This is a genomic window from Providencia sp., from assembly GCF_040396775.1.
Taxonomy (GTDB): Bacteria; Pseudomonadota; Gammaproteobacteria; order Enterobacterales; family Enterobacteriaceae; genus Providencia.
Genome location: NZ_JBEBNT010000001.1, coordinates 364799 through 378404, shown reverse-complemented (window position 1 = coordinate 378404; position 13606 = coordinate 364799). Strand labels below are relative to the sequence as shown.

Genomic DNA, 13606 nt, shown 5'->3' with positions numbered 1-13606 from the left:
ATACTTTTTTAAATGATAAATTAACTACCTGAATTTAAGATAGCCAGAACGCGCTCATGAAGGATTGGGCAACCCGTTGCGACGACAGCTCCACCAGATTCTGCGCGCTTTTCTTCAAGTGTGGTGACCATTCCACCTGCTTGCTCTATAATAGGGATTAATGGAACAATATCATAAGGTTCCAGTGCGAATTCGACACAAATATCAATTCTTCCTGCCGCGAGCATAGCCATTCCATAACATTCCCCTCCATAGCGGGTCATTAAAACACGTTCATCTAGTGCCTTAAAGTGAATATCAGGCCGAGCTAATATAGGTTCTGGAGACGTAGTATGTAAAATCGCGTGTTCTAGTTTAACGTTTTTACGAGTAGCTAAACGAGAATGCCCATGTGGACTACTCGTCCAACTGCCATGTTTATCTGCCCAAAAGCGTTCCCCAATAAAAGGTTGACTCATTATACCCATCACCGCTTTTCCATGCTCCGTTAGACCGATTAAGTTAGCCCAAAGAGGGATACCGCAGAGAAAAGGGCGAGTACCATCTATGGGGTCGAGCACCCATTGAATATCGCCTTCCCCTGTGATGCCATATTCCTCACCCATAATTGAGTGGTTTGGATAGGTTTGGGTGATGTGTTCGCGCATTGCTTGTTCAGCCAACTTGTCTGCTTGTGTGACAGGGTCAAAACGATAATTATCCTTTGGCTTGTTTTCAACCACACTGAGCTCATTGGTGCGGTAATAATCGAGAGAGATTTTCCCCGCAATATTTGCGAGTTCATGTAAAAAGAAGCTGTCAGGTAGCGGTAAGTTGTTCATATCTTCTTCCTTATTACGTTATATAGAGGGTATTGACATAATTTCGTGCTCGATTATGATCATTTAAAAATAATTATGAGGTACTATATGCTCGATTATGCCGCTTTTCCAGAGCAAAGACAAAATAAAATTCGCCAATTGTTACGCGAGCAAGGGCGAGTGGTTTGCACCATTCTTGCCCGTGATATGCAGGTTTCTGAACATACAATTCGCAGGGATCTGAATGAATTAGCACAAGAGGGCGTCTGCCGTCGAGTTCATGGTGGGGCGGTGAGTATGCTAGATGAGCTTGGCTCGTTCGAGCAAAGAGTCGAGCAAAATCAAGCTGAAAAAAATAAAATCGCACAGGCCTGTAGTTTATTAATTAAACAAGGTGCGTGTGTATTTATAGATACAGGTTCGACGAACTTAGAAATTGCCCGCAATTTACCCGCTCATATTGCGTTTACGGTGGTGACGAATTCCCCTTCCATTGCAATTGAATCAATGAAGAGGCCTCTTTGTGAAGTGATTCTAATTGGTGGAAAGTTAAATCGTGAAATTGGTGCCAGTATTGATACCTCTGCGGTTAACCAAATTAATCATATTCATTTTGACCAATGTTTTATTGGTGGCTGCGCTTTAGATCCGCAAATGGGCGTGACTATCTTTGATTATGAGGAAGCCGAGTTTAAAAAAGTGCTTATCGAGCGCAGTAACCAGGTCATAATGGGCGTTACCGCAGATAAGTTACCGGGTGTTGCCCGATACACAATTGCAAGCTGCGATCAAATATCTATTTTGGTGATGGATAAAAACTTGAACTCAGATATTGTTGAGCTATTTGCAGATACTTCGCTAAAAATAGTGATGGCCAGCTAGCCAATGAAGCATTATAAGCACCAACTTAATCTCTTTGTTTAATACAATGGCGAATAAAAACAACCTATGGTTTCCCTATGACTATTAAACTGACCGCGCTTTTAATTTCTTTATGTTCATTTGGTGTACTCGCTGAGTCTGCCCCATATAAAAAACAAACTCTGCTCAATGAGGGTAAAGAAATTGATTATTATGTCATTCAAAAAGATGACAAAAAATCGCAGGATTTGCTGGTCTTATTACAGGGCTCAGATTGCAAAAGCGTGGCAAATAATCCCAATATGGTGAAAAACTTTGGGGCTGTTTTTCCTAATAACGATATTTTGTTGGTTGAAAAAACAGGGCTAAATAGCGAAGTTGGTGCAGACGGCGAAGAAGCGTCAGAGGAAGAATGCCCTGTGGCGTATATGTCGCAAGATTCCCCAATTGAGCGTGCTGATAACTACGCTGCGGTTTTAAAACAACTCAAAAAAGATTACCAACATATTGTCTTATTAGGCGGCAGTGAAGGGGCATTAGTTACCCATTTAATTGCGGCCAAAGGTGATTTTATTTCTGCATCTATTGCGCTGAATGTGGGGGGACAATATTTTATTGATGATGTGCTTTATAGTATCAAAAATAATACCCCAAAGGACGAAGTCGCTAATTCATTAGAGGGCTTTAACCAATTTGCACAAGCTGCGAAACAAAAACAATTAAATGATGACCAGTTTGTCAGCGGTCACGGGCCACGCTGGTGGTATGAAATGCTGACAATTGATAACTTGAAATTAGTGCAGGAAATTAAAACGCCACATTTGGTTATTCAAACGATGGCAGATACAAATGTCGATGCTTACAGCACAGAAAAAATGATGAGCAAAACGAATAACCCATCAGTGAGTTTTAAAAAATATGAAAACCTTGACCATTTTTTTAAGGATAATCAAGGAAAAATGCACACAGAGATGATTGTGAAAGACATTCAAAATTGGTACAGCAAAGTGGAATTAAAATAGATAACTGAATATAAGGTTTGTGCCTGTGGATATACTGGGTTTTATGGTGACATTGCTTCCAATCATTGTTTCTCCAGGAGCAAGCTTTGCAATCGCACTGAATAGTACGTTAACACAAGGAATGAAAGGGCTACTTATTCCAATTATTGGGACAGGGTTAGGGATAATGACTCATGGTTTATTAGTTGGCATTGGCTTGACTAAAATCCTTGCCTCTTACCCATGGGTAATGCGTTCAATCGGTATTTTAGGAACGTTATATTTAGTCTATTTGTCTATCTCATTAATCAATACAGGGATAAAAGCGGGGAAAAGTACGGCAAATAACACGATGAGAACGGTTACGGTTAGAGATGCTTATTTAGCTAATCTGCTTAACCCTAAGGCTATTGTTTTATATTTAGTGGTGGTCTCTAACTTTGTCGGTAATGATCCTTCTTTAATGAGTTTTCTTATCTTATCCAGTATTCATGTGTTAATGATGGCGGCTTGGCTGGTATTATCATGTGGAAGTCTTATCTTTTTTTCCTCATCAATTCAAGTTAACACGCTGAGAAAATATATTAATATTGGTGGTGGCGTATTGCTGCTGATAATTATACTTGTGCCTTACTTATTTTAAATAACGTGTACCTTATGGCTCAGGTACACGCTAAATATTTATTCAGCAATAAAGCTAAAGTAGCTAAAAATAGGTTCAAACCCCATTTTTTTGTAGATTGAAAGCCCATCAGATGATGCTTCTAATACGCACTGTTCAATGCCTTGCTGGTTGCAAATGGCTAATGCGTATTTGATAAGTTTTGTCGCAAATCCTTTTCCCTGAAAGCGAATATCAGTGCCAATATCATCTAGCCGTGCAGTTTTATTATTTATTGTTAAGGTTAAGGTCGATACAGGTTGTTCATCAGCAAATAAGACAAAATGCATCATATTAACGTGTTTATCCAAAGCTCTTTGATGGTAACGAATATATTCATTAATAACAGTGTTGTCGTCTTCCTCATCATCTGAATCTACAGGAAATGCGCTAATCAATGGTTGCGCCCAATCATTCAATTGTTTATCACATTGTTTAATTTGATAGCCAACCTCAAGTGACAATGGTTCTTTAAATAAAGATAGCGCTGAGGTAGGTAAGATCATGGCTGTTGATTCACCGTCAGCAATTAAACCGCGTTTCTCGATTTCGTGTTCAAATTGGCTTAGTTCGTGTTGATGAACAACTAACACATAAGGTTTAGATTGCTGTTTAAATGCACTTTCAGCGTGTTCAAATTCGCTAAGACTAGCCCCTTGATGAAGATAAATAAAATTGAAGATAGGTAAGTTGAGTTCAGAAAAATAGGCGATAGTATTTTCACTCACCTTTAAAACCTCTGAACAAATAGCAGACCAAAAATGGTCTTCTTGTTGATAAAATAGGGCTTCGTTATTATTCATTATTGATATCCAATTTGGTTTTAATCATATACAAGTTTAATTGTATAGAAGACTTTGCAACAACAATAGAATAGAGCTAAATAACAGCACGAAAACAACCATTTGGTTGCATTTTGGCGACGTTATAAGAAAATGTGTTTATAAATAGACGTTTTAACAAAACTAGGGACAAATTATGAACGATGCACCAGATACGATTACGTTTTTTGAGCGGTTACTGCCATTAGTGGTGTCAGGAAAAAAAGTGATTACTATTCGTGATAAAAGCGAAAGCCATTACGTGCCGGGTACAACTGTTAAGGTCTATGCCCTTGAAACAGGAAAATATTACACCGAAATTGAAATACTTTCTGTGGCGCCTATTTTCTATGATGATATTTCTGAGTATCACGCAGAACAAGAGGCAATGACGTTAGATACCTTGAAAAAATTAATCAAAGAAATTTACCCAACGGAGCAATCTTTATACGTGATTACCTATCGGTTAGTAAATTAACAATACGTTTTTTTAGCAATTTGAATAAATGCCTTTGTTGCAGGTGACAGCTGACTTACATCATTAACGGCAAAGGCGATATTTCTTTTAACCGGGGGATTTAGCGGTTTGACCACAATATCTTGAATGTAATCAGGAATAGCAAGTTGCGCGACAATTGAAACAGCATCGCCTCGAGCGACTAAAGCAAATGTGCTCAGTAACTGCCGTGTTTTAAATTGTATTTTGGGTGTCAGCTTTTGTGCATGGAATAAATCTAACACTAATTTACCTGATCCAGCCTGCGTTAAATTAAAAGGGTATTCACATAATTCTTTCAATGAAATACTTGGCTGATTTGCCAATGGATGGTCCAGAGGAAGTATTGCCACCATTTGGTCATCTTTCACTTTAAAGGTATCAAACCGTTCATCAGGTAACACAACCACACCGATATCAATACGTTTTTCCTGTAACCATTGAGTAACCGTTTCGTCATCGCCCTCATCAACCATAATATTAATCAACGGATATTTTTGGCGAAACTGCGCTAACAGTGGTGGCAACAAATTTAATGATGAACCAGGGCCAAAAGAACCTATTCTTAAAATCCCCGCTTTTAAGCCATTCGATGCCAGAGCTTCTTGTTTCATAGATTCTTGGATATTCAACATATGGTGTGAGCGCAACAACAATGTTCTGCCTATTTCAGTTAAGGTTGTTTGATTTTGTTCACGAGTAAATAACATGACATTGAGGTCTTTTTCTAGCGATTTTATTGCGTGAGAAACTGCAGACTGGGAAATATTTAATTTCATCGCCGCCAATGTAAAACTTCTTAGTTCGGCCACAGTGGTAAAGACTTCGAGTTGCGTTAGTGTCATGAGTGAAAGCTCATTAGCATATGATATTGAATTAGCCTTAGCTTATCAGTGAGATGGGAATTAACAAGACTTTTATCTTTATCACTGAGAAAACAAAATGCAAAACACTGTAACAATAACCAAAAAACGACCTCTGAATATTATTGTCATTCAAATGGTACTTGTTTCCGTTATTTGGGGGGGAACATTTATTGCGGGAAGGGTTATTCAACCTGAAATCTCCCCTTTATTGTCGGCTACATTACGTTTTCTTTTTGCCAGCCTCTCATTAATTTTAGTGCTATTTTTTGGTCGCATTGGCTGGAGGCGTATTTCAGTGAAGCAGTTTTGCCAAATTATTGTACTGGGGGCAAGTGGAGTATTTATTTATCAAATTTTATTTTTCTATGGTTTACAAATCATACCCGCGTCACGTGCAGCTTTATTAGTTGCTATCAACCCTGCGATGATTGCTTTAATTTCATTTATTTTATGGAAAGAGAGAATTTCAATCAAAAAAGGTATTGGGATAAGTTTGTGTGTTATAGGTGCGGTCATTTTGTTATCAGATAAAGCACCAAATACAGATGACTTTGTGATAAATAAAGGGGATTTGGCCATTCTAGGCTGTGTAATTAGCTGGGGGATATATACAGTCGCAGGTAAAAATGTGATCCAAGAAATAGGTGCATTGCACACGGTGACGTATGCAGTTTTGTTTGGCACTGTATTATTAATCCTCACTTCTGTTTATACACAAGAAATGAATTTTGGAGCACTGTCTTTATTATCTGCGGGTGACTTAATCAGTTTAAGTTATTTAGGTATATTAGGATCGGCTATTGCTTATGTTTGGTATTACCAAGGTGTTTCACAGCTTGGGGCTGCGGGGGCAGGAGCATTCATTGCACTTAATCCGTTAAGTGCTGTTATTGTTGGAACGCTTTTTCTGAATGAAAAAATGAGCTCAATGATCATTTTGGGGGGAGTACTCATTATCCTAGGGATCATGATAACGAATAAGAAACAGTAACAGCAAAATAGTGTGTAGTGATGTGTTATTTTATAATCCAATCTAAAGGGTTTTGTACATAATGTATTCAAGGGTTTGTTGTGACTCGGTTTTAAATAAGATTTCTTTGAGGATTTTTAACCCATTAGATTGATACAACTGGATAGCTCGCGAATTGCTGGTGAGGACATCCAACCAGAGTATATCTGAGCTTTTATTTATGGCGATGTCTTCAATAGGTTTAAAGGTTAACTTACCATAGCCTTTTCCTGTTGCTGCGGGTAAAAAATAGAGCTTATTTAATTGCGTTCCTATCATTTGAGTATCGGGTATTTTTTCTTGGTGCGTCAGTTTCACTAACCCTATAGGGAAATCTGATTCAATAACATACCACTCTATGTTTGGCTGACTAATATCATGGACGATTTTGTCTGTACTATATTCTTGATTTAGGTATTCAAATAACTCATCTTTATTATTCCAGTGTGCGGCGAAATGGTGCATATAGCTCTGCATGCCAATTTCATAAAGCGTTAATGCATCTTGCTCACGGGCTAATTTGAGTGTGATTGGTATCGACGTCATTTTGTTATCTCCTCTTTGTGTCAATGTATCGATTCGGTGGATTGATATCCATATCATAAAAAGTGCCGGTCAGAGCATTTTTGATACAACGAATATAATGAAGATTGTCAGTAAAAGAAAAGGGCAAAAATGCCCTTTATAGAGAATAAACTGGATTGATTAGATTGTTTGGCTAATATCTGAATAGGCAAATAAGGCTTGTGCGCCGCCAGTATGAACAAATAGCACTGGTGTTTTTTCGACAGAGTTATCTAAATAGTCGATTAAGGCAGCCATTGCTTTTCCAGTATAAACTGGGTCCAGTAAAACACCTTCCTGTTGAGCAAGAAGTTTTATGGCTGCGAGGGCTTGTTGGTTAGGCATACCATACATAGGCGCAAAAAAGTTATCCCATAATATGACATCAGGCACTTGGTGTAATGTTAATAATTGGGCTAATTCATTTTGTAATTTTTCAACTTTAGGGGCTTGGTCTTGTTGTTTTCGTGAGACGGTTACACCAATGAGCTGGCTTTGCGGTAACAATTCTTGCAACCCAATGGCAAGACCTGCATGAGTGCCCGCACTACCAGAAGCAACAATAATTTTATCAAATTCAATGTGTTTTGGCTTCTGCTCAGCAATTTCTACAGCGCATTGAATATAACCCAATGCGCCTAAAGCGTTTGAGCCCCCCATAGGTACAATATAGGCATCACGCAGTGACAGTGATTCAATCAGTGCTTCCATTTGGGTTTGTGGGTCAGTTAACTCATCACACATAACACAGCGTGCACCAAATAAATCCGTCAATAATTTATTACCATTATTCAGAAAATTTGTGTCATTGCTTTGGATTGGATTTTCTAATAAGGCGACACATTCTAAACCATACATAGCAGCAACGGCTGCGGTTTGCCTAACATGGTTTGACTGGATTGCGCCAGCTGTAACAATAATTTTTGCATTTTTTGCGAGTGCATCAGCCATGAGAAATTCAAGCTTACGCAACTTATTCCCACCCATTGCAAGAGGTGTCATGTCATCGCGCTTAATATAAATTTCACGGCCAAATTTTTTTGACAAATTATTAAGCCGGTGAAGTGGTGTTGAGGTTTTTAATAAATCAACTTTTTCGAATTGGCGTAATGTTTGTTTAATTGACATCTAAACTCTCTTCTTATTAATAGGTAAAACCAAGATATAGGTAAATAGCAAGTACCACACTGGCTGTTACGAGTGCATAAGGCATTTGCGTGCGAATATGTTCAATATGCTCACAATCGGTTGCCATTGAGGCCACAATCGCATCGGCAGATATTGGTGAGGTCATATCACCGAATATTGATCCCGATATTGCAGCACCAATCATATACTCTACAGGCATTCCTACCGATATACCGAGTTGCACACCAATTGGGATCATAATTGCAAACGTTCCCCAAGACGTACCCGTTGCTAAAGACATAATGGCGCTAATAATAAAGATAAAACCAATGGAAAAACCAGGAGCCATAACACCTTGAGTGACTTCAGCAATATAAGCACCTGTATTAAGCTCAGCAGAAACATCGCCCATTAAAAATGCTAAAATCATAATAGAGCTTATTTTTAGCATATTGGCATAACCGATAAATAATTCTTTAAAAAAGCTATCGATATTCAATAGACGTCGACCAATAAACCAACAAAATGACACAGCAGTACCGAACATAACGCCCCAGTAAACAGAGGTTGAGCCACTGCCTTTACTGAAATCACCATCGCCGGTGATATAGAGTGCAACAGGAACCATTAGAACGGTAGATAAAATAGGAATAAAGAAGTTTAATGAAGAATGTGCATTTGGATGGTCGATAATCTCTTCTTCATTGTTTTGAGTGTTTGATTTGGAAATATTTCCAGCAATAAACGCTTGTTGATATTTGTCTTCCGCTTTTTTCATTGGCCCCCATGAAAAATTAGTGAAGATGTAAAATAAAATAGTACCAAGGGATAACCAAGCCATCAGATTGTAACCAATAGAGGTAATTAAAATATCAAAAGGCTCACCCGTAATTAGCCCTTGGGATATTTGTACGCCGATTAATCCCATGATGACGGCTCCCCAGCCATTAATAATAGCGGAAGAACAAACCGAAACACATGCTGTTTGAATTAAATAGGACATTTTTTCAGGTGCGACGCCATATTGACGCGCTAAATTTTTGGTAGAAGCACCCGCAACTAATTGGTTAATAGAACTTTCAATAAATATGAGAGAGGTAATAACGATAGCCAGTAGTTGCGTTGCTGTGCGATTTTTGATTAATCGCGTTTTGTTGGTCAGTAATTGAACGAGAGCTCGAACCCCTCCAGTTACAACAACTAACCGCATAATTCCGCCAATCATCACCATAAAAACAATGGTGCGAGTATTTCCTGCGGATGAGAACGTATTAATAATGCCATCAACGGTGCCTTTAACACCTAAAAGAACATTGTGATCATTAATAACTGTAAAACCTACAAGTATTCCTAACATGAGGGAAAGCATTACTTGGCGGGTGAGTATTGCCAATATAATCGTCACAATAGGGGTGATTATTGTCCAAATACCATAGTCGTGCATGTGTTTACCTGTTAATCCTATATAAAATTTTGATTTTTTGACTTTATAATTATCGAAAAATCATAGCATTAATTGGTAAATGGTAGAATATGTTTGTGCGCTTAGAAATGTATTGTGACAATAAAAAGGATAAGGCCATCAATGAGATGGCCTTGTTTTTTTTGATAATTACTGCAATGAAAGCCATTCTTGTTTTGTGAGTCTGCTGATTTCTTCAGTTTTTGTTTCGTTAATTAACTCAAAAAATTGGGGCTCCAATGTTTTGTAATATTTAAAACCACATTTTTCTTGTGCAATTTTTGATTGTTGATTGCCTTGAAAATAGCCACACCATAAATTATTTAATTTTAGGTCTACAAACCCATGGCGAATAATCTCTTTAATAGATTCGGGTATTAATCCCTTACCCCAAAACGGTACACCTATCCAATAGCTGACTTCAGCATCATTATCACCAATTGGAAAATTACTTTCATGACTCAACGATAAACCGATTAAACCAATTGCACGGTTGTCTTCTTTTAACGTAACAGCATAAATTTCGTCACGCATGAATATTTCTTTAATAATCGTACGGCTTTCTTCAACGCTTTGGTGAACCGGCCAGCCAGCAATCGGGCCAATTCTTTCGTCTTTCGCATAAAAATATAAATCTTCAGCATCTGTTTCTTGCCAAGGGCGTAAAATTAGTCGTTCTGTATAAAGTACCATCTGTTTTCCTCTCAATGATGGAAGTAATTAATACGTGTATTTTAGGTATTAATGAGTAATATTTAAGAGCGTAAATTGTCTGTTTTAGGTACTTATGACAACTATGATAGGCTGGGAAGTGTTTACCAAGAGGGAACAACGTGATGTTAAGCATACAAACGCATTTGGTTGATATTCCAGAAATGATCCGCATTGGTGTGACCAATATGGATAAAATGGAAAAAAAACAGTTATCTTCATCATACGTAACGGTGTGTATTTGTTTACAAGGTTGCGCGATTTTTAATATTAACTTTAGGCAGTATCGTGTACGAAAAAATGATCTGATTGTTTTATATGATGATACTTTTTCCATGCTACAAGCAAAATCACGGTGTTTTAATTTGGAATATTTGTTAATTGATAAAGAGCTTGCTACCTCTATTGCTTATTCGCTGCCTCAACAGTTATTTGCCTTTTTTAATGATTACCCTGTTATTGAAATCCCTAAAGGAAAGCATGATTTATTGAATTATTGGAAGAAAATCATGTTTTCAATAGCGACTGAACAGAGCGAGCATTGGCAATTACAATTGAAAAACCATTTGCAAAATTTGTTTTTGGAAATCAGTAATGATGCTAAAAATATTTTGGTTAAACCTGAAAAGCGGAATAGGCAAGAGCAACTTTGTTGGCGCTTTTGGGACTTGATCACTCGACACTGTAAACAGCATAAAGAGGTTAAATTTTATGCTGAAAAATTATCGATAAGTCCATTTTATCTATCAAAAATTAGCCAAAGCTTCTTTAATGATCCTCCAAAGGTATTGATTGATAGGCAAGTTATTTTAGAAATAAAAGCATTACTTGAGGTTGGTAAATTATCAATTAAAGAAATTGCAGATGAAGTTAATTTTGAAGATACCTCATATTTATGCCGTTATTTTAAACGGCATACAGGGATAACGCTGACAGAATTTAAGAAAGGAGTGAAATTAAAAGTAGGGGAAAATTAGAGGGGCTCTATTTTAGTTGAATATTTTTTTATAAAATCGATAAAACACCGTAAGCGAGGTGATACCGCTTGGTTTCGGTAATAAACAGCATTAATGGGCTGGCGAATAACGACGGTTTCTTTTTCTAAAACCTGTACTAACTGGCCACTTGTAAATGCATCCATGGTGACAAAATCAGCAGAACATAATATTCCAGCGCCTTGTACTGCGAGGTGGAATAATACTTCACCACTTGCCCCCGTAATATTAGGTTTGATTTTAAGCAAATCGTCATTCATATTTTTTACGGGCCAAATATTTAGAGAGTCTGGTTGAGTAAAACCCAGTAAACAATGTTTTTTTAATTCGTTAATATTTTGTGGAACACCGTATTTTGCTAAATAAGTAGGGCTAGCCACTAATCGTTTTTGACTAAAACCTAATAAGGTGGCATTGAGTGATGAGTCTTTGAGTACGCCAATGCGAAAAGCCACATCAATTCTATTTTCTAATAAACTTGTCACACCTTCATAATTATGAATTTCAAGTTCAACTTGTGGATAACGTTCATGAAATAACGGGATCAGTGGGGCAATAACGTGTGTCAAAAATGGGGTTGATGCATCAATGCGCAGTTTGCCAGATGGGATTGCTTGGCGGATAGATAACATTTCTTCTGCTTCGTGAGCGAGATCTACAATCTCTCGCGCTTTTTGCAAAAATATGGCACCTTCATCACTGAGCTTAATTGAACGTGTTGTTCGGTAAAGCAATGTGGTGTCCATTTTTTCCTCAAGCCGAAGCAGCGCACGACTTACCGTTGAAATGGTCATGTTCAATTGTTCGGCGGCTGAAGTTATAGAACCGCAGTCAACAACACTGATAAAAGCTTGAAGTTCTTCAAAAGTTATTTTCATTATTGCATTTCCAGCAAAAGTTATTTTCACCTTAACGTCTTTTTCATTGGCGTTCAATGTGGAAAAATTCAGTCCATTAAGAAATGTTAATAATTTATTTCAATAAGGCTGAAAAAATGAAAATTAACACTGCACTGTTGGCATTAGCGATAGGGGCTTTCGCCATTGGAGCAACCGAGTTTTCCCCAATGGGAATGTTACCCTATATTGCTGATAATATTCAGGTTGATATTCCATCAGTGGGAACAATCGTTGTTATTTATGCACTTGGTGTGATGATTGGGGCGCCAATCATGACGTTATTACTGGTGAAGAGAAAGCCAAAAGTGGCATTGGTATTCTTAATGTCTATTTTTACGGTAGGAAATTTACTCTCCGCAATGTCGCCAGATTTAGTGACTTTATCAATTTCACGTTTTATTACCAGTTTAAACCATGGTGCATTTTTCGGTTTAGGTGCCATTGTGGCAGCCAGTGTTGTACCACCTAGTAAGCAAGCAAGTGCAATTGCAGCTATGTTTATGGGATTAACTATTGCCAATATTGGTGGTGTTCCACTTATGACTAAATTAACTCAAGTCGTAGGATGGCGTGAAGCATTTTATTTAATCGCCGCGCTTGGATTAATAACCATTGCGAGTTTAATTTGGGCATTACCTAACAATTTGCAGGGGCGAGCAGTCAACGTTAAAAATGAACTGCGTATTTTGCGCCGCCCACAGGTCATGTTAGGTATGTTATCAACAGTATTAGGGGCAAGCGCCATGTTTACTCTATATACCTATATTACCCCGATGCTGATGAATTTTATTAATGCATCTGACCAAATGATTACTGTCATGTTAGTGATTATCGGTATTGGTTTCACGATTGGTAATTATCTTGGTGGCTTATTTGCGGATAAATCATTATTTGGTACGTTAATCATATTTTTCTTAATGTTAGCGTTAAGCATGGCAATATTCCCATTCATCGCGACTAATGCAGTAGGTGCAGGGTTCGGTTTATTATTCTGGAGTATTTTTAGCTTTGGTATTGTTCCGCCAATACAAATTTTAGTGATGAATGCGGCAACAGGTGCACAGGCACTGGCTTCTTCCGTTAATATAGGTGCTTTTAACTTAGGTAATGCTATTGGTGCGGCTATTGGTGGTGCAGTGTTATCTTATGGTTATAGTTATTCAATGATTAGCTTTATGGGAACGCTAGTTGCTGTTTTAGGTATTGCAGTTATCATGGTTATTTTTCGTAAAAAATCTGATACGAAAGTAGAGACTGAAATTGTGTGTGGTTAATTGAAAAGCAATAAACGGAAAGTCAAAATATAAGGCCTTTCTTTAATGTAGAAGGAAA

15 protein-coding genes are annotated in these 13606 nt (G+C 37.7%); 7 read left to right on the top strand and 8 right to left on the bottom strand.

From position 1 onward, the window contains the following. Positions 1-20: 20 nt before the first annotated feature. A complete protein-coding gene (locus ABWP91_RS01690; protein WP_353241725.1) occupies positions 21-821 on the bottom strand; it encodes an inositol monophosphatase family protein in 801 nt (266 codons plus the stop codon). 87 nt (positions 822-908) lie between these two features. Here ABWP91_RS01690 and ABWP91_RS01685 point away from each other — a divergent pair, with 87 nt between their 5' ends. The 3 genes from ABWP91_RS01685 (at position 909) to ABWP91_RS01675 (ending at position 3305) form a co-directional block, all read left to right on the top strand. Next, positions 909-1682 (top strand): DeoR/GlpR family DNA-binding transcription regulator, encoded by a 774-nt coding sequence (locus ABWP91_RS01685; RefSeq protein WP_353241724.1) that lies wholly within the window; start codon positions 909-911, stop codon positions 1680-1682. A 77-nt stretch (positions 1683-1759) separates the two neighbouring features. Next, complete coding sequence (locus ABWP91_RS01680) at positions 1760-2683, top strand: alpha/beta hydrolase (RefSeq protein ID WP_353241723.1); 924 nt, start codon at positions 1760-1762, stop codon at positions 2681-2683. 25 nt (positions 2684-2708) lie between these two features. Beyond that, positions 2709-3305 (top strand): LysE family translocator, encoded by a 597-nt coding sequence (locus tag ABWP91_RS01675; RefSeq protein ID WP_353241722.1) that lies wholly within the window; start codon positions 2709-2711, stop codon positions 3303-3305. A 38-nt stretch (positions 3306-3343) separates the two neighbouring features. Here ABWP91_RS01675 and ABWP91_RS01670 read toward each other — a convergent pair whose 3' ends face one another. Continuing rightward, complete coding sequence (locus ABWP91_RS01670) at positions 3344-4126, bottom strand: GNAT family N-acetyltransferase (protein ID WP_353241721.1); 783 nt, start codon at positions 4124-4126, stop codon at positions 3344-3346. Between the two features lie 175 nt (positions 4127-4301). Here ABWP91_RS01670 and yqfB point away from each other — a divergent pair, with 175 nt between their 5' ends. Then, a complete protein-coding gene (gene yqfB, locus ABWP91_RS01665) occupies positions 4302-4622 on the top strand; it encodes a N(4)-acetylcytidine aminohydrolase (protein ID WP_353241720.1) in 321 nt (106 codons plus the stop codon). On the opposite strand, the gene ABWP91_RS01660 is transcribed toward yqfB, so the two are convergent. Continuing rightward, positions 4619-5485, bottom strand: coding sequence for a LysR family transcriptional regulator (locus ABWP91_RS01660; RefSeq protein WP_353241719.1), 867 nt, complete (start codon positions 5483-5485; stop codon positions 4619-4621). The genes yqfB and ABWP91_RS01660 overlap by 4 nt on opposite strands. Before the next feature lie 97 nt (positions 5486-5582). Here ABWP91_RS01660 and ABWP91_RS01655 point away from each other — a divergent pair, with 97 nt between their 5' ends. Then, positions 5583-6497: a DMT family transporter gene (locus tag ABWP91_RS01655; protein WP_353241718.1), complete on the top strand. Its 915-nt coding sequence runs from the start codon at positions 5583-5585 to the stop codon at positions 6495-6497. Between the two features lie 42 nt (positions 6498-6539). Here ABWP91_RS01655 and ABWP91_RS01650 read toward each other — a convergent pair whose 3' ends face one another. The 4 genes from ABWP91_RS01650 to ABWP91_RS01635 form a co-directional block, all read right to left on the bottom strand. Further along, positions 6540-7061 (bottom strand): GNAT family N-acetyltransferase, encoded by a 522-nt coding sequence (locus ABWP91_RS01650; protein ID WP_353241717.1) that lies wholly within the window; start codon positions 7059-7061, stop codon positions 6540-6542. Between the two features lie 159 nt (positions 7062-7220). Continuing rightward, a complete protein-coding gene (locus ABWP91_RS01645) occupies positions 7221-8207 on the bottom strand; it encodes a D-cysteine desulfhydrase (protein WP_353241716.1) in 987 nt (328 codons plus the stop codon). Between the two features lie 16 nt (positions 8208-8223). Next, a complete protein-coding gene (locus tag ABWP91_RS01640) occupies positions 8224-9651 on the bottom strand; it encodes a Na+/H+ antiporter NhaC family protein (protein WP_353241715.1) in 1428 nt (475 codons plus the stop codon). 168 nt (positions 9652-9819) lie between these two features. Further along, positions 9820-10362 carry a GNAT family N-acetyltransferase gene (locus ABWP91_RS01635; RefSeq protein ID WP_353241714.1) on the bottom strand — a complete coding sequence of 181 codons (543 nt, stop codon included), beginning with the start codon at positions 10360-10362 and terminating at the stop codon, positions 9820-9822. Positions 10363-10568: 206 nt separating this feature from the next. On the opposite strand from ABWP91_RS01635, the gene ABWP91_RS01630 reads away from it, so the two are divergent. Next, a complete protein-coding gene (locus ABWP91_RS01630) occupies positions 10569-11357 on the top strand; it encodes a helix-turn-helix domain-containing protein (protein ID WP_353241713.1) in 789 nt (262 codons plus the stop codon). On the opposite strand, the gene ABWP91_RS01625 is transcribed toward ABWP91_RS01630, so the two are convergent. Then, positions 11354-12253 carry a LysR substrate-binding domain-containing protein gene (locus ABWP91_RS01625; RefSeq protein WP_353241712.1) on the bottom strand — a complete coding sequence of 300 codons (900 nt, stop codon included), beginning with the start codon at positions 12251-12253 and terminating at the stop codon, positions 11354-11356. The genes ABWP91_RS01630 and ABWP91_RS01625 overlap by 4 nt on opposite strands. A 116-nt stretch (positions 12254-12369) precedes the next feature. Here ABWP91_RS01625 and ABWP91_RS01620 point away from each other — a divergent pair, with 116 nt between their 5' ends. After that, the gene (locus ABWP91_RS01620) at positions 12370-13548 is read left to right on the top strand and encodes an MFS transporter (RefSeq protein WP_353241711.1); all 1179 of its coding nucleotides are present in this window, start codon (positions 12370-12372) and stop codon (positions 13546-13548) included. The last annotated feature ends 58 nt before the right edge of the window (positions 13549-13606 follow it).